This is a genomic window from Pseudomonas sp. LBUM1663, from assembly GCF_059695905.1.
In genome coordinates this window covers 327,229-342,837 of the sequence record NZ_CP166792.1, presented here as the reverse complement: position 1 = coordinate 342,837, position 15,609 = coordinate 327,229, and the positions used below count along the sequence as shown (strand labels likewise).

General features: G+C 58.8%; 14 protein-coding genes. 8 read left to right on the top strand and 6 right to left on the bottom strand.

Going from position 1 to position 15,609, the window contains the following annotated elements:
* Positions 1–231 precede the first annotated feature (231 nt).
* Positions 232–2,052: a translational GTPase TypA gene (typA, locus tag ACA075_RS01620; protein ID WP_208670478.1), complete on the bottom strand. Its 1,821-nt coding sequence runs from the start codon at positions 2,050–2,052 to the stop codon at positions 232–234.
* A gap of 139 nt (positions 2,053–2,191) precedes the next feature.
* Positions 2,192–3,646, bottom strand: a complete 1,455-nt coding sequence (gene thiI / locus ACA075_RS01615; protein WP_497297020.1) for a tRNA uracil 4-sulfurtransferase ThiI — start codon at positions 3,644–3,646, stop codon at positions 2,192–2,194.
* Positions 3,647–3,976: 330 nt separating this feature from the next.
* On the opposite strand from thiI, the gene glnA reads away from it, so the two are divergent.
* The 5 genes from glnA to ntrC all read left to right on the top strand — a co-directional run bounded on the left by glnA (position 3,977) and on the right by ntrC (position 9,564).
* On the top strand, positions 3,977–5,383 hold the full coding sequence (gene glnA, locus ACA075_RS01610; protein WP_131061256.1) for a glutamate--ammonia ligase: 1,407 nt from the start codon (positions 3,977–3,979) through the stop codon (positions 5,381–5,383).
* Positions 5,384–5,687: 304 nt separating this feature from the next.
* Positions 5,688–6,197, top strand: a complete 510-nt coding sequence (locus ACA075_RS01605; RefSeq protein WP_497297019.1) for a DUF4124 domain-containing protein — start codon at positions 5,688–5,690, stop codon at positions 6,195–6,197.
* Positions 6,194–6,814 carry a DUF4124 domain-containing protein gene (locus ACA075_RS01600; protein WP_497297018.1) on the top strand — a complete coding sequence of 207 codons (621 nt, stop codon included), beginning with the start codon at positions 6,194–6,196 and terminating at the stop codon, positions 6,812–6,814. The genes ACA075_RS01605 and ACA075_RS01600 overlap by 4 nt, the downstream gene beginning before the upstream one ends.
* Positions 6,815–7,045: 231 nt before the next feature.
* Positions 7,046–8,131 (top strand): nitrogen regulation protein NR(II), encoded by a 1,086-nt coding sequence (gene glnL, locus ACA075_RS01595; RefSeq protein ID WP_497297017.1) that lies wholly within the window; start codon positions 7,046–7,048, stop codon positions 8,129–8,131.
* A complete protein-coding gene (gene ntrC, locus ACA075_RS01590; protein WP_497297016.1) occupies positions 8,128–9,564 on the top strand; it encodes a nitrogen regulation protein NR(I) in 1,437 nt (478 codons plus the stop codon). The genes glnL and ntrC overlap by 4 nt, the downstream gene beginning before the upstream one ends.
* Positions 9,565–10,105: 541 nt before the next feature.
* Here ntrC and ACA075_RS01585 read toward each other — a convergent pair.
* On the bottom strand, positions 10,106–10,546 hold the full coding sequence (locus tag ACA075_RS01585) for a hypothetical protein (protein WP_497297015.1): 441 nt from the start codon (positions 10,544–10,546) through the stop codon (positions 10,106–10,108).
* On the opposite strand from ACA075_RS01585, the gene ACA075_RS01580 reads away from it, so the two are divergent.
* Positions 10,545–11,000 (top strand): tRNA (cytidine(34)-2'-O)-methyltransferase, encoded by a 456-nt coding sequence (locus tag ACA075_RS01580; protein ID WP_007949025.1) that lies wholly within the window; start codon positions 10,545–10,547, stop codon positions 10,998–11,000. The two genes, ACA075_RS01585 and ACA075_RS01580, sit on opposite strands and share 2 nt — an antisense overlap.
* A 111-nt stretch (positions 11,001–11,111) precedes the next feature.
* Here ACA075_RS01580 and secB read toward each other — a convergent pair whose 3' ends face one another.
* The 3 genes from secB to ACA075_RS01565 are packed head-to-tail and all read right to left on the bottom strand — an operon-like array spanning position 11,112 to position 12,308.
* Positions 11,112–11,597, bottom strand: coding sequence for a protein-export chaperone SecB (secB, locus tag ACA075_RS01575; protein WP_131061261.1), 486 nt, complete (start codon positions 11,595–11,597; stop codon positions 11,112–11,114).
* Positions 11,598–11,638: 41 nt separating this feature from the next.
* On the bottom strand, positions 11,639–11,893 hold the full coding sequence (gene grxC, locus ACA075_RS01570; protein WP_010464569.1) for a glutaredoxin 3: 255 nt from the start codon (positions 11,891–11,893) through the stop codon (positions 11,639–11,641).
* A 1-nt stretch (position 11,894) separates the two neighbouring features.
* Positions 11,895–12,308: a rhodanese-like domain-containing protein gene (locus tag ACA075_RS01565; RefSeq protein WP_219093311.1), complete on the bottom strand. Its 414-nt coding sequence runs from the start codon at positions 12,306–12,308 to the stop codon at positions 11,895–11,897.
* A gap of 153 nt (positions 12,309–12,461) precedes the next feature.
* Between ACA075_RS01565 and gpmI the strand changes: the two genes are divergently transcribed.
* The gene (gene gpmI / locus ACA075_RS01560) at positions 12,462–13,991 is read left to right on the top strand and encodes a 2,3-bisphosphoglycerate-independent phosphoglycerate mutase (RefSeq protein ID WP_497297014.1); all 1,530 of its coding nucleotides are present in this window, start codon (positions 12,462–12,464) and stop codon (positions 13,989–13,991) included.
* Positions 13,992–14,306: 315 nt separating this feature from the next.
* Positions 14,307–15,599: a murein hydrolase activator EnvC family protein gene (locus tag ACA075_RS01555; protein ID WP_497297013.1), complete on the top strand. Its 1,293-nt coding sequence runs from the start codon at positions 14,307–14,309 to the stop codon at positions 15,597–15,599.
* Positions 15,600–15,609 lie beyond the last annotated feature (10 nt).

The following is a 15,609-nucleotide window of genomic DNA, read 5'->3' as shown; positions in this document are numbered from 1 at the left end:
TGTCGAGCCCCAGCGAGGCTGCGTTCGGCTGCGCAGCAGTCGTCAAACCATCCGCCTCGGTGATTCATGTTTACCGCATTCACCGGGTTTACGACTGCTGCGCAGCCGAACGCAGCCTCGCTGGGGCTCGACAGCTGCTACGGGGCGAACGAGTTGCTCCAGCCAGACAAACAAAAACGCCCCCGACCTTGCGGTCGGGGGCGTTTTTTTAGCAGCTAACTAAGTCGAGACTCAGTTACCGGCTTTCTTGGCAGCGCGGGTACGCTCGCTTTCGCCCAGGATCTTCTTACGAAGACGGATGGACTTAGGAGTGACTTCGCACAATTCGTCTTCTTGAACGAATTCCAGAGCCTGCTCCAGGGTGAAACGGATAGGCGGAACCAGAGCGATGGTTTCGTCTTTACCCGAGGCACGCATGTTGTCGAGCTTCTTGCCTTTGGTTGGGTTGACGCCCAAGTCGTTGTCGCGGCTGTTGATGCCGACGATTTGACCTTCGTACACGTCTTCACCGTGACCCAGGAACAGTTTGCCGCGAGCTTGCAGGGTTTCCAGCGAGTAAGTCAGAGCCTTACCGGTAGCAACCGAAACCAGCACGCCGTTCTGACGGCCGGACATGTCGCCGGACTTCATCACGTCGTAACGGTCGAAGATCGAGGTCAGGATGCCTGCACCGGAGGTCAGGGTCAGGAACTCGTTACGGAAACCGATCAAGCCACGAGCCGGGATGTTGTACTCAAGGCGCACACGGCCCTTGCCATCCGGAACCATGTTGGTCAGGTCGCCTTTACGGATACCGATCTGTTCCATGATCGAACCTTGCGATTCTTCTGGCAGGTCGATGGTCACGTTTTCGTATGGTTCGTGCTTCACGCCGTCAACCATGCGGATGATCACTTCCGGACGACCAACACCCATTTCGAAGCCTTCGCGACGCATGGTTTCGATCAGTACCGAGAGGTGCAACTCACCACGGCCGGAGACTTTGAACTTGTCGGCGGAGTCGCCTTCTTCAACGCGCAGAGCAACGTTGTAGAGCAGTTCTTTGTCCAGACGCTCTTTGATGTTCCGGCTGGTGACGAACTTGCCTTCACGACCGCAGAATGGCGAGTCGTTAACCTGGAAGGTCATGGAAACGGTTGGTTCGTCAACGGTCAGCGGCTTCATCGCTTCGACGTTCAGTGGGTCGCACAGAGTGTCGGAGATGAACAGCTGGTCGAAGCCGCTGATGCAGACGATGTCGCCGGCAGCTGCTTCGTCCACGTCGATACGGTGCAGACCGTGGTGACCCATCAGCTTCAGGATACGACCGTTACGGCGCTTGCCGTCGGCGTCGATCGCCACAACTTGAGTGTTCGGCTTGACGCGACCACGGGCGATACGGCCAACGCCGATAACACCCAGGAAGCTGTTGTAGTCCAGTGCCGAGATTTGCATCTGGAACGGACCGTCACGGTCGACTTTTGGAGCCGGCACGTGGTCAATGATCGCCTGGTACAGCGGGGTCATGTCTTCAGCCATGTCGGTGTGTTCCAGACCGGCAATGCCGTTCAGGGCCGAGGCGTAGACGACTTTGAAGTCCAGCTGTTCTTCGGTAGCACCGAGGTTGTCGAACAGGTCGAAGATCTGGTCCAGAACCCAGTCCGGACGCGCGCCTGGACGGTCGACCTTGTTGATGACCACGATTGGACGCAGGCCGGCTTCGAAAGCCTTCTTGGTCACGAAACGGGTTTGCGGCATAGGGCCGTCTTGAGCGTCAACCAGCAGCAGAACGGAGTCAACCATCGACATTACGCGTTCAACTTCGCCACCGAAGTCGGCGTGGCCCGGGGTGTCCACGATGTTGATGTGGTGGCCGTTCCAGTTGATGGCGGTGTTTTTCGCCAGAATGGTAATACCGCGCTCTTTCTCCTGGTCGTTGGAGTCCATCACGCGCTCGTCGTTGAGCTCGTTGCGCTCCAGGGTGCCGGATTGACGCAAGAGTTTGTCTACCAGGGTGGTCTTACCATGGTCAACGTGAGCAATGATGGCGATGTTGCGTAGATTTTCGATCACTTGTGTATCTCGATCAGAGGATTCGGTGTGCTGACAAGTCTTGGCAGCGATTTACAGTAGAGTCAGGCCTTGCCGTTACAGCTTGACGGCAGAGTCGGGGGGCCGGTGACGCAGGCCACAGGCATACAGCCCCGGGCTCTTAGCTCGGTCGATAAACGCGCACATTGGCATGCCCCTCACTGAGCAAATGGTGGGCATGCAGGCGACTCATCACGCCTTTGTCGCAATACAGCAGGTACTGGCGAGTAGGGTCCAGTTCCTTGAAACGAGCGTTCAATGCATAAAACGGCATCGCTTGTACCTCAATGTCAGCAAGGCCCAGCGGGTCGTCTTCAGCGGCATCCGGGTGACGGATATCGATGACGATCTGACCAGCCAGCGCTTCGCTGACTTCTTCAATCTGCAAGTCCTGGCCCAATTCGTCGATCACGCGATCGATCGGCACCAGTTTGGCGTTCTCGAGCGCACGCTCAAGTACTGCCATGTCGAACTGTTGTTCTTCGTACTCCACGCGCGGACGCTTGGCGTGGGTCTTGGGGTTCACCGAGATGACCCCACAATATTCCGGCATGTGCTTGGCGAAGTCGGCAGTACCGATTTCGTTGGCCAGGTCGATGATGTCCTGCTTGTGACTGGCGATCAGCGGACGCAAGACCAGCTTGTCGGTCACGCAGTCGATCACGGACAGGTTCGGCAGTGTCTGGCTCGACACCTGGGAAATCGCCTCGCCGGTAACCAGCGCATCAATGTCCAGCCGATCGGCAATACGGGAAGCAGCGCGCAACATCATACGCTTCAAAACTACACCCATATGACTGTTATCGACTTTCCCGAGAATTTCTCCCAGTACTTCCTCGAACGGCACACTGACAAATAGCACGCGTTGGGAGCTGCCGTACTTCTTCCAGATGAAGTGCGCGACTTCCATGACGCCCAGTTCATGGGCCCGTCCGCCCAGATTGAAGAAGCAGAAATGGCTCATCAGGCCGCGGCGCATGATCTGGTAAGCAGCAACGGTGGAATCGAAGCCACCGGACATCAGCACAAGCGTCTGTTCCAGGGCACCCAGCGGATATCCGCCGATGCTGTTGTGCTGGCTGTGGATCACGAACAACCGTTTGTCGCGAACTTCGATGCGGACTTCAATTTCCGGCTCTTTCAGCGAGATTCCGGCGGCACCGCACTGACGACGCAGTTGGCTGCCGACGTATTTCTCGACGTCCATCGAGCTGAATTCATGCTTGCCGGCACGCTTGCAGCGCACCGAAAAGATCTTCCCGGCCAGCGCCTCGCCGAAGTGCTGCTTGCACTTGGCGACGATATCGTCGAAGTCGCCCAGCGGGTATTCGTCGACTTGCAGGAAATGCGCGATGCCCGGCATGCAGCTCAGGCGCTCGGTCATCTCCTTCAGGGCCTTGGGCTCGCTAACGCGGGTTTCCAGCTCGAGATTGTCCCACACACCGTTCACCACCACAGCCGGATCCAGGTCGCGGAGCACGGTACGGATGTTTTTGGCCAACTGGCGGATGAAACGCATCCGTACCGGGCGGCTCTTGATGGTGATCTCGGGGAAGACTTTTACGATTAGTTTCATGAAAACAGCGCGCGCTGGGCCAGCCGAAAAAGGGGGGCGCGGATTATAGCGGAAATTGCTCAAGGTTTAACCAGTTAATGTGCAGAAGGTTTTGCGCGCACCAAAACAGGTCATTTGTTGATTTTAACGCTACATTGTAGGGCGAGATTTTCCGCTTACAGATGCTTTGTGCCTATATAAGCGTGATATTGGGGCAAAAAACCCATGCTGGGGCACTGGCATGCAATTTGCTCCCTTGTGAGGCAGGTTGCCTTGGCAGAGTATTCGCGCCGGCATCACCCACATTCTAAGGGCATCCACTACTAAGCCCGAAGCCACCCGGAGGACACTATGTCGAAGTCGGTTCAACTCATCAAAGATCATGACGTCAAGTGGATTGATCTGCGCTTCACGGACACCAAAGGCACTCAGCACCACGTGACCATGCCGGCTCGCGACGCGCTGGATGAAGCTTTCTTCGAAGAAGGCAAAATGTTCGACGGTTCCTCCATTGCTGGCTGGAAAGGCATCGAAGCTTCCGACATGATTCTGCTGCCGGACGACAGCACTGCCGTTCTCGACCCGTTCACCGAAGACCCAACGCTGATCATCGTTTGCGATGTAATCGAGCCTTCGACCATGCAAGGCTACGATCGCGACCCACGTGCGATCGCCAAGCGTGCCGAGGAATACCTGAAGTCGACCGGTATCGGCGATACCGTTTTCGTTGGCCCGGAGCCTGAGTTCTTCATCTTCGACCAGGTGAAATTCAAGTCCGACATCTCCGGCTCGATGTTCAAAATCTTCTCCGAACAAGGTTCGTGGATGTCCGACCAGGACATCGAAGGCGGCAACCATGGCCACCGTCCAGGTATCAAAGGCGGTTACTTCCCGGTTCCTCCGTTTGACCACGACCACGAAATCCGTACCTCCATGTGCAACGCCATGGAAGAAATGGGTCTGGTCATCGAAGTTCACCACCACGAAGTGGCAACTGCTGGCCAGAACGAAATCGGTGTGAAGTTCAACACCCTGGTCGCCAAGGCTGACGAAGTTCAGACCCTGAAGTACTGCGTACACAACGTAGCTGTGGCTTACGGCCGCACCGCGACCTTCATGCCTAAGCCTCTGTACGGCGACAACGGTTCGGGCATGCACGTCCACCTGTCCATCGCCAAAGACGGCAAGAACACCTTCGCTGGCGAAGGCTATGCTGGCCTGTCCGACACCGCCCTGTACTTCATCGGCGGCATCATCAAGCACGGTAAGGCGCTGAACGGCTTCACCAACCCGTCGACCAACTCCTACAAGCGTCTGGTCCCAGGTTTCGAAGCTCCGGTAATGTTGGCCTACTCGGCTCGTAACCGTTCCGCTTCGATCCGTATTCCTTACGTGTCCAGCCCTCGCGCTCGCCGTATCGAAGCCCGCTTCCCGGATCCAGCAGCCAACCCGTACCTGGCCTTCGCTGCCCTGGTAATGGCCGGCCTGGACGGCATCCAGAACAAGATCCACCCTGGCGATGCAGCTGACAAAAACCTGTACGACCTGCCGCCTGAAGAGGCGAAAGAGATCCCACAAGTTTGCGGCAGCCTGAAAGAAGCCCTGGAAGAGCTGGACAAAGGTCGTGCGTTCCTGACCAAAGGCGGCGTGTTCTCCGATGACTTCATCGACGCTTACATCGCTCTGAAAAGCGAAGAAGAAATCAAGGTCCGTACCTTCGTACACCCACTGGAATATGAGCTGTACTACAGCTGCTGATCCGGTAGCGCCTGCGAAAGCGGCGTGACAAAAAAGAGGCCTCCTTCGGGAGGTCTTTTTTATGCCCGCGATTTAGAGACCAACACAGAACCCTGTGGGAGCGAGACCGGCTTGCCGGCGATAGCGCCGGGTCAGTCAATATCAATGTTGAATGATCCACCGCTATCGCAAGCAGGCTCACTCCCACAGGGGTTTTGTTGCGTTTGTGAGATCTCGGTAAACCATGCCCAAATGTTAACGACTTGGGTCAACCGCCACCCCTGACCTATGCTGCACCCCAACGCTTTCGTTTCTGGTCGATTTTATGGGTCGTGGTTTTCTTTTGATGTGGCTGCTGATCGCCCTGCCCGCCGCAGCGCAGATCTATAAGTACACCGACGCCTCCGGCAACACCGCCTACAGCAATCAACCGCCTGATGGCGTCAAGGCGCAGCCGGTCGAGTTGCCACCGCTCAACAGCGTTGCGCCCCAGGCGCCTCCTGCGCCCGCTGCCGAAGCCGGCAACCGAGAGCAGCCGCGCAGCGCCTATGAGGTGCTGGAGTTGACCGGTTTGCCCACCGACGAAGCCCTGCGCGCCAACAACGGGACGTTCACGGTCAGCGTCATGATCAAACCGCGCCTGCAAGCGCCGCATCTGCTCAGGTTGTTGCTTGATGGCCAACCCTATGGGCAATCGAGTAACGTGCCGATCCTGCAACTGGTGAACATCGACCGTGGCGAACACAGCCTGGCGGTGCAGGTGATCGATGGCGAGAACATCGTCCAGCAAAGCCCGACGGTGACATTTACCGTGCAACGGGTGCACAAGCGATGAGGACGTGGCTGTTGATCGCTTGCCTGATCGCGCTGCCGGTCACAGCAGAGGTGTTCACCTACGTCGACGCTCAAGGCAACCGGGTTTACACCGACCAGCCAGGCTCAGGCAACGCCAAGCGTGTGCCGCTGGCGACGAGCAATCGCATGTCCGCCAACCCCACCGGTGCGGCGCCATTGATTGCTACGCAAAAAACCGAAGACAAACCCTTGTTCCATTACGACATGCTTCGCGTGCTGGTCCCGGAACCGGACGCTACGGTCCGTAGCAATGCTGGCGAGCTGATCGTCAGTGTCACCAATGAACCCGGCCTGCAACGAGGGCATCGCTACCGATTGCTGCTCGACGGCCAACCCACCGCCGAGCCCGGCCTCAGCCCGGTGTTTGCCCTGAGCAACATCGACCGCGGCAGCCACAACCTGTCCGTGGAAATCCTCGACGAACAAGGCCGCACCGTCGAACGCACGGCCAATCAACCGTTCCAGATGCTGCGCATCTCCCTCGCACAGAAACGCAAGGTCAAGCCCTGCACCCTCACCGACTACGGCCAACGGCCGGAATGTCCGCTCAAAGACAAACCCGAAGAAGAAAAAAATCCCTTCCTGCGTTTCTTCTAACACCGTTCAGCTTTGCGCACTATATTGGTGCAATAGGGTGCACCGTACCCACATCTCAACCCATTTTGGTTCGAAAGTACCCGCGAAAGCTGGCAGAACGCCACGCAAACGAGCGTCAAACGCCCGTTTCAGGCTTTAAACGCTTCTTTTCGGAGCCTTGGTTTGGTTTTTGCATTTTCCTCGTATCGGCGCGTTATTCACGCGCATGCCCTGCTCCAAAAGAGGTCCTACATGACCATCAGTGATGCACTCCATCGTCTGCTTCTCGACAATCTGACCACCGCTACCATTTTGCTCGACGCCGAATTGCGCCTTGAGTACATGAACCCGGCGGCGGAGATGCTCCTGGCCATCAGCGGTCAGCGCAGCCATGGGCAGTTCATCAGCGAGTTGTTCACCGAATCCACCGAAGCGCTGAATTCCTTGCGCCAGGCGGTCGAGCAGGCGCACCCATTCACCAAGCGCGAAGCGATGCTCACCGCCCTCACCGGCCAGACGCTGACCGTCGACTACGCGGTGACACCGATCCTGGCCAACGGCGCCACGATGTTGCTGCTGGAAGTCCACCCCCGTGACCGCTTGCTGCGGATCACCAAGGAAGAGGCGCAGCTGTCGAAGCAGGAAACCAGCAAAATGCTGGTGCGCGGCCTCGCTCACGAAATCAAGAATCCGCTGGGCGGTATTCGCGGCGCAGCTCAACTGCTCGCCCGCGAACTGCCGGAAGAAAGCCTGCGCGATTACACCAATGTCATCATTGAAGAAGCCGACCGCCTGCGAAACCTCGTGGACCGTATGCTCGGCTCCAACAAATTGCCGTCGCTGGCCATGTGCAACGTCCACGAAGTGCTGGAGCGTGTCTGTCATTTGGTCGAGGCCGAAAGTCAGGGCTGCATCACTTTGGTGCGCGACTACGATCCGAGCATTCCCGACGTCTTGATCGACCGCGAACAAATGATCCAAGCCGTGCTGAACATCGTGCGCAACGCGATGCAGGCCATCAGCAGCCAGAACGAGCTGCGCCTGGGTCGCATCAGCCTGCGCACCCGCGCCATGCGCCAGTTCACCATTGGCCACGTGCGCCATCGCCTGGTGACCAAGATCGAAATTATCGACAACGGCCCGGGCATCCCCACGGATTTGCAAGAAACCATCTTCTTTCCCATGGTCAGCGGTCGCCCGGACGGTACCGGGCTCGGCTTGGCCATTACCCAGAACATCATCAGCCAGCACCAGGGCCTGATCGAATGTGACAGCCACCCAGGCCACACCACTTTCTCGATCTTCCTGCCCCTGGAACAAGGAGCCACATCGACATGAGCCGTAGTGAAACCGTGTGGATCGTCGATGACGACCGTTCTATCCGTTGGGTCCTGGAAAAAGCCTTGCAGCAGGAAGGCATGACCACGCAAAGCTTCGACAGCGCCGATGGCGTGATGAGCCGCCTGGCGCGCCAGCAGCCGGACGTGATCATCTCCGACATCCGCATGCCGGGTGCCAGCGGCCTGGACCTTCTGGCGCGGATTCGCGAACAACACCCACGGTTGCCAGTGATCATCATGACTGCGCACTCCGATCTGGACAGCGCTGTCGCGTCCTATCAGGGCGGCGCGTTTGAATACCTGCCAAAACCGTTCGACGTCGACGAAGCCGTTTCACTGGTCAAACGTGCGAACCAACACGCCCAGGAACAACAAGGCTTGGAAGTCCCGGTCGCCTTGACCCGCACCCCGGAAATCATCGGCGAAGCGCCGGCGATGCAGGAAGTGTTTCGCGCCATCGGGCGCTTGAGCCACTCCAACATCACCGTGCTGATCAACGGCGAATCCGGTACCGGTAAAGAATTGGTGGCCCACGCCCTGCACCGCCACAGTCCACGGGCAGCGTCGCCGTTCATCGCGCTGAACATGGCGGCGATCCCCAAGGACCTGATGGAATCCGAACTGTTCGGCCATGAGAAAGGCGCGTTCACCGGCGCGGCCAACCTGCGTCGCGGGCGCTTTGAGCAGGCGGACGGCGGCACGCTGTTCCTCGATGAAATCGGCGACATGCCGGCGGACACCCAGACCCGTTTGCTGCGCGTACTGGCCGACGGCGAGTTCTATCGCGTCGGCGGTCATACGCCGGTGAAGGTTGATGTGCGCATCATCGCTGCGACGCACCAGAACCTGGAAACCCTGGTGCACGCCGGGAAATTCCGTGAGGACTTGTTCCACCGCCTCAACGTGATCCGCATCCACATTCCACGGCTGTCGGACCGTCGCGAAGACATCCCGACCCTGGCCAAGCACTTCCTCAGCCGCGCCGCGCAAGAACTGGCGGTGGAACCGAAGCTGCTGAAAAGCGAAACCGAGGAATACCTGAAGAACCTGCCGTGGGGCGGCAACGTGCGTCAGCTGGAGAACACCTGCCGCTGGATCACGGTGATGGCTTCGGGTCGCGAAGTGCACATCAGCGACCTGCCGCCGGAGCTGCTGAGCCTGCCGCAGGATTCGGCGCCAGTGACCAATTGGGAGCAAGCGTTGCGTCAGTGGGCGGACCAGGCGTTGGCTCGCGGTCAATCGAGTTTGCTCGACAGCGCCGTCCCGGCGTTCGAGCGAATCATGATCGAAACCGCTCTGAAACACACCGCCGGGCGACGTCGCGACGCTGCGGTCTTGCTGGGTTGGGGACGTAATACCCTGACGCGCAAGATCAAGGAATTGGGGATGAAGGTTGATGGCGGGGATGATGATGAGGTGGAAGAGGGCTAAGCGGCCTTTGGATCTTCGCTGACAGTTACATCTATTCGCGGGCAAGCCTCGCTCCTACAGGTCACGCGCTAATCTTGAAATGGCGCAAACCCTGTAGGAGCGAGGCTTGCCCGCGAAGCTTTTGGGGCCAACGTGCACCGACTGAATGCACCGTGAACCGCAATCGCGCACAAAAACAAATTCAGAACCCCGCCAGTTTTCGCAATCGAACCCCTATCGAAAAAACACGAAAGCCCCGTAACACGGGGCTTTCAGCATTCCAAGGCAGCTTTCCGTTTCAACTTGTTAAAACCTGGCACGCCCCCTGCAATAGTCCATTCAGTGATTCAGTTCACTACCCGGTTTCGGGGACCTTGGTACAGGCAGGCCGGGGATTCCCCTCTTTACATCGGGCTCACACCGCACTCGCGACGAGCCCTTCCAGTTTTGGGGCCCTTGATACAGGCAGGTCAGGGGTTCCTTCTTTACACCGGGCTCGACGCCATGCGCGAGCCCTGCCGTTTTGGGAACCTTGGTACAGGCAGGCCGGGGATTCCCTCTTTTATTGCTCCCGGAGATGGATCTCCAGCCGCCAGCGGTCATCGACCTCGCTACCGGTCCACTCGCCCTGCAGTGGCCGGGCCGCCACTACCGTCAGCAACAACCCCCCATCACTCAAGCGCGTCCGCCAGTTCACGACCTTGTCGTTGAGCTTGAGCTGACCTTTCTGCGCCTTGCCTTGCGACTCGAACAGCAGCGCGAGGCTGCCGTCCACGAATTCGCCATGGGATTTGGGTTCGTTGTTGAACCACACCACCAGCCCATCGTCCGTCACCTCGACCTGTTGCAATTCGCTGGGGTCAGGCGTGGTCAGGCGACCGATCATCAGCCCCACCATCAGTCCGACAATCGCCAGCGAACCCATCACCCGCGGTAATAGTTTCGAACGTGGATCGATGGGCGGCGTAGAATGCCGCTCATCTTTACCTTCGGAGCCGTGCATGTTTCACGTCATCCTCTTTCAACCAGAAATTCCGCCGAATACCGGCAACGTTATCAGGCTGTGCGCCAACAGTGGCTGCCACCTGCATTTGATCGAACCGCTGGGCTTCGAGATGGACGACAAGCGCCTGCGCCGGGCCGGCCTCGACTACCACGAGTATGCCACCCTGCAACGCCACGCGGACCTCGCCAGCTGCCTGGAAAGCCTCGGCCATCCTCGGCTGTTCGCGTTCACCACCAAGGGCTCGCGTCCGTTCCACGATGCCAGTTTCGCCGAGGGCGACGCGTTCCTGTTCGGCCCGGAAAGCCGCGGTTTGCCGGCGGAAGTGCTCGATGCCCTGCCCGGCGAACAACGCCTGCGCTTGCCGATGCGTGAAGGCTGCCGCAGCCTGAACCTGTCGAACACCGTGGCGGTCGCCGTCTACGAAGGCTGGCGCCAGCTCGGCTTCAAGTAATAAACCGACCATCATTTTTGCCTGACAGAAACAATCGCGGGCAAGCCCGCTCCCACAGGTTTTGCACAATCCTGTGGGAGCGGGCTTGCCCGCGATTTTCAGCAGCGCAGCTTATTGAACGGTTGGAGTCTCGCCAGCCGCCTGCATGCGTTGCAGTTCTTGTGCGTACAGCGCGTCGAAGTTCACCGGAGCCAGCATCAGGGCCGGGAACGAGCCGCGGGTCACCAGGCTGTCCAGGGTTTCGCGAGCGTAAGGGAACAGGATGTTCGGGCAGAACGCGCCGAGGGTGTGGCTCATCGAAGCATCGTCCAGGTTCTTGATCAGGAAGATCCCGGCCTGTTGCACTTCAGCGATGAACGCCACTTCGTCACCGTTTTTCACGGTCACGGACAAGGTCAGCACGACTTCGTGGAAGTCACCTTCCAGCGCCTTTTGACGAGTGTTCAGATCCAGACCGACGCTTGGCTCCCACTGCTGGCGGAAGATCGCCGGGCTTTTCGGGGCTTCGAACGACAAGTCACGTACATAGATGCGCTGCAAGGAGAATTGCGGTGCGGTGTCTTCTTCGCTAGCTGCAGTGTTCTGTTGGTCAGTCATCTCAGATCCTTTCTGATCTTGGGGTCTTATAGGGAAGGCATTCAGGCCTTGAGCATGGCGTCGAGCTTGCCGGCGCGCTCAAGGGCAAACAAATCATCACAGCCACCAATGTGGCGCTCGCCGATCCAGATCTGCGGCACGGACGTGCGTCCGGCCTTCTGGGCCATGGCGGCACGCACCTGCGGCTTGCCATCGACCTTGATCTCTTCGAAGGCCACGCCTTTGTTCTCGAGCAGGTACTTGGCTCGCGAACAGTAAGGGCAGTAATCGCTGGAATAGACGACGACGTTGCTCATATCACTTCACCAGCGGCAGGTTATCGCCTTTCCAGCTGGAAATACCGCCGGACAGCTTGGCGGCGGTGAAGCCGGATTTCATCAGTTCGCGGGCATGGGTGCCGGCGGTCTGGCCCATGGCATCGACCAGAATGATGGTCTTGGCCTTGTGCTTTTCCAGTTCGGCAATGCGAGCAGTCAGTTTGTCGTGGGGAATATTCAACGCGCCAACAATGTGACCGGCGGCGAAATCCTTGACCGGACGGATGTCGATCACAACGCCTGCGTCCTTGTTGACCAGCCCGGTCAGTTCACCGGTGCTCAGGCTGCGGCCGCCGCCTTGCATCTGATAAGCGATCAGCAACGCCAGCAGTACGACGAAGATACCGACGAGCAGATAGTGGTTAGTGGCAAATTCAATCAGGTGAGCAACCATCGAAGGAGGTTCCAGGGCGTTAAAATGTCGGCCAGTATACACAGCCACTATGGTGGGCCAAACCCCGTCCGGCGGTGACGTGGCCGGAACTTCGCTTTAAACTGCCACTCCCTTTTCCATCGCCCTCTTTTAATTCAGCCACGAGTGGAATCCATGACTACCACGCCTAAACCTTTGGTCCTGATTATTCTCGACGGCTTCGGTCACAGTGAGAGCCCTGAATCCAACGCCGTGTTTGCGGCGAAGAAGCCCGTACTGGACCGCTTGTGGGCCACTGTGCCGAACGGCCTGATCTCGGGCAGCGGCATGGACGTCGGTCTGCCGGACGGCCAGATGGGCAACTCCGAAGTCGGCCACATGAACCTGGGCGCCGGTCGCGTGGTGTATCAAGACTTTACTCGCGTGACCAAATCGATCCGTGACGGCGAGTTTTTCGAGAACCCGACCATCTGCGCCGCGGTGGATAAAGCGGTTGCTGCCGGCAAAGCCGTGCATTTCATGGGCCTGCTGTCCGATGGCGGCGTTCACAGCCACCAGGATCACCTGGTCGCCATGGCCGAACTGGCCTTCAAGCGCGGCGCCGAAAAAATCTACTTGCACGCCTTCCTAGACGGCCGCGATACACCGCCGAAAAGCGCCCAGTCGTCCATCGAACTGCTCGACGCGACCTTCCAGGCGTTGGGCAAAGGCCGGATCGCCAGCATCGTCGGCCGTTACTTCGCCATGGACCGCGACAACCGTTGGGACCGCGTGTCCCAGGCCTACAACCTGATTGTCGACGGCAACGGCGAATTCAACGCCGCCACCGCACAGGAAGGGCTGCAAGCTGCCTATGAGCGTGGCGAGAGCGACGAATTCGTCAAAGCCACTTCCATAGGCGAGCCGGTGAAAGTCGAAGACGGCGACGCCGTGGTCTTCATGAACTTCCGCGCCGACCGCGCCCGTGAACTGACCCGCGTGTTCGTCGAAGACGGTTTCAAGGAATTCGAACGTGCGCGCCAGCCGAAACTGGCCGGTTTCGTGATGCTGACCCAATACGCCGCCAGCATTCCCGCGCCATCGGCCTTTGCCGCCGGCAGCCTGGATAACGTGCTGGGCGATTACCTGGCGAAAAACGGCAAGACCCAGCTGCGCATCGCCGAAACCGAGAAATACGCCCACGTGACCTTCTTTTTCTCCGGCGGTCGCGAAGAACCGTTCCCAGGCGAAGAACGCATCCTGATCCCGTCGCCGAAAGTCGCCACCTATGACTTGCAGCCCGAGATGAGCGCGCCGGAAGTCACCGACCGCATCGTCGACGCCATCGAAAACCAGCGTTACGACGTGATCGTGGTCAACTACGCCAACGGCGATATGGTCGGCCACAGCGGCGTGTTTGATGCGGCGGTGAAAGCCGTTGAATGCCTGGACCTGTGCGTTGGCCGCATCGTCGAAGCGCTGGAAAAGGTCAGCGGCGAAGCGCTGATTACCGCCGACCACGGTAATGTCGAGCAAATGTCCGATGCCTCGACCGGTCAGGCGCACACCGCTCACACGACCGAGCCGGTGCCGTTCATCTATGTCGGCAAGCGGGACTTCAAGGTCCGTGATGGCGGTGTGCTGGCGGATGTGGCGCCGACGATGCTGATGCTGCTGGGGATGGAAAAACCGTCTGAAATGACCGGCACTTCGATTCTGGTGTAATCAGCCTCTTCAAACGCCGCCAAACCCTGTGGGAGCGAGCCTTTGTGGCGAGGGGGCTTGCCCCCGTTCGGCTGCGGAGCAGTCGTAAACCATCGCATGCGGTGTACCTAATACGCTGCGATTGCAGATTTTGGGGCCGCTTCGCGACCCAACGGGGGCAAGCCCCCTCGCCACAAAGGCTAGCACCCACAGTGGTTTTGGAGTGTTTTCAGAGGCAACACTGCTCCGGTTATCACACAACCCCAATTGGGCGTTTTTTTTGCGGCGCTTGGCGGGCATACTAGGCCGTCCCTTTCCCTGGTGTCGCCCGCCTCTATGCTTCGCGTCCTGATTGCCCTTGCTCTGACTTGCCTGCTCCAACCGGCCTTCGCTGACGAGCGCGCGCAAACCCAACAACAGTTGGACGCCACGCGTCAGGACATTGCCGAGCTGAAAAAACTGCTGGGCAAGCTGCAGGAAGAAAAATCCGGTGTGCAGAAAGACCTCAAAGGCACCGAGACCGAGATGGGCAAGCTCGAGAAGCAGGTCGAAGCCCTGCAAAAAGAGCTGAAGAAAAGCGAATCCGAGCTGCAGCGACTCGATGGTGAGAAAAAAAAACTCCACAGCGCGCGCACTGAACAGCAACGACTGATCGCCATTCAGGCCCGTGCGGCCTATCAGAACGGCCGCCAGGAGTACTTGAAGCTGTTGCTGAACCAGCAGAATCCGGAAAAATTCGCCCGCACCCTCACCTATTACGACTACCTGAGCCAGGCCCGTCTGGAGCAGCTGAAGAATTTCAACGAAACCCTGCGCCAACTGGCCAACGTCGAAAAAGACATCGCCCTGCAACAGGCACAATTGCTGGTGCAGAAGAGCAGCCTCGACAGCCAGCGCGACGAACTCGACAAGGTTCGCAAGGAGCGCCAGCAGGTCCTGGCCAAGTTGAGCGACGACGTGAAGGCTCGCGACCAGAAGCTGGCCGCCCGCGAGCAGGATCAGGCAGACCTGTCTAAAGTCCTTAAAACCATCGAAGAAACCCTGGCCCGCCAGGCACGAGAGGCTGAAGAGGCGCGACAAAAAGCGCTCATCGCCCAGCAGGAAGCCGAAAAAAAGCGTTTACGTGAGGCTCAGGAACAGGCGGATGCCACTGACGCCCCACGTAAACCGGTTAAATCAACACCTGGCGCACTGGTTTCAAGTTCAGGCGAAACCTTCGGCGGCGCTTTTGCTTCAACTCGCGGCAAACTTCCGTGGCCGGTTGATGGTCGACTGCTGGCACGCTTTGGTGAATCCCGTGGCGACGACGCCCGTACCAAGTGGGACGGCGTGATGATCAGCGCCTCCGCCGGCAGCCAGGTGCACGCCGTGCATGGCGGTCGCGTGGTGTTCGCCGACTGGTTGCGTGGCGCCGGGCTGCTGGTGATTCTCGACCACGGCAACGGTTTTTTGAGTCTTTACGGTCACAACCAGACGCTGCTCAAGTCTGCGGGTGACGTAGTAAAAGCCGGTGAGTCCATCTCCACTGTTGGCAACAGTGGCGGGCAGGACACACCAGCGCTGTATTTCGCTATTCGTCAGCAGGGTCACCCGAGTGATCCGGCGCAATGGTGCCGCGCGCAAGGATAGGCGTTGAGTC

Coding starts and splice junctions, on each gene's coding strand:
- thiI (WP_497297020.1), bottom strand. CDS start 3,646: ATGAAACTAATCGTAAAAGTCTTCCCCGAGATCACCATCAAGAGCCGC.
- glnA (WP_131061256.1), top strand. CDS start 3,977: ATGTCGAAGTCGGTTCAACTCATCAAAGATCATGACGTCAAGTGGATT.
- ACA075_RS01605 (WP_497297019.1), top strand. CDS start 5,688: ATGGGTCGTGGTTTTCTTTTGATGTGGCTGCTGATCGCCCTGCCCGCC.
- ACA075_RS01600 (WP_497297018.1), top strand. CDS start 6,194: ATGAGGACGTGGCTGTTGATCGCTTGCCTGATCGCGCTGCCGGTCACA.
- glnL (WP_497297017.1), top strand. CDS start 7,046: ATGACCATCAGTGATGCACTCCATCGTCTGCTTCTCGACAATCTGACC.
- ntrC (WP_497297016.1), top strand. CDS start 8,128: ATGAGCCGTAGTGAAACCGTGTGGATCGTCGATGACGACCGTTCTATC.
- ACA075_RS01580 (WP_007949025.1), top strand. CDS start 10,545: ATGTTTCACGTCATCCTCTTTCAACCAGAAATTCCGCCGAATACCGGC.
- ACA075_RS01585 (WP_497297015.1), bottom strand. CDS start 10,546: ATGCACGGCTCCGAAGGTAAAGATGAGCGGCATTCTACGCCGCCCATC.
- secB (WP_131061261.1), bottom strand. CDS start 11,597: ATGACTGACCAACAGAACACTGCAGCTAGCGAAGAAGACACCGCACCG.
- grxC (WP_010464569.1), bottom strand. CDS start 11,893: ATGAGCAACGTCGTCGTCTATTCCAGCGATTACTGCCCTTACTGTTCG.
- ACA075_RS01565 (WP_219093311.1), bottom strand. CDS start 12,308: ATGGTTGCTCACCTGATTGAATTTGCCACTAACCACTATCTGCTCGTC.
- gpmI (WP_497297014.1), top strand. CDS start 12,462: ATGACTACCACGCCTAAACCTTTGGTCCTGATTATTCTCGACGGCTTC.
- ACA075_RS01555 (WP_497297013.1), top strand. CDS start 14,307: ATGCTTCGCGTCCTGATTGCCCTTGCTCTGACTTGCCTGCTCCAACCG.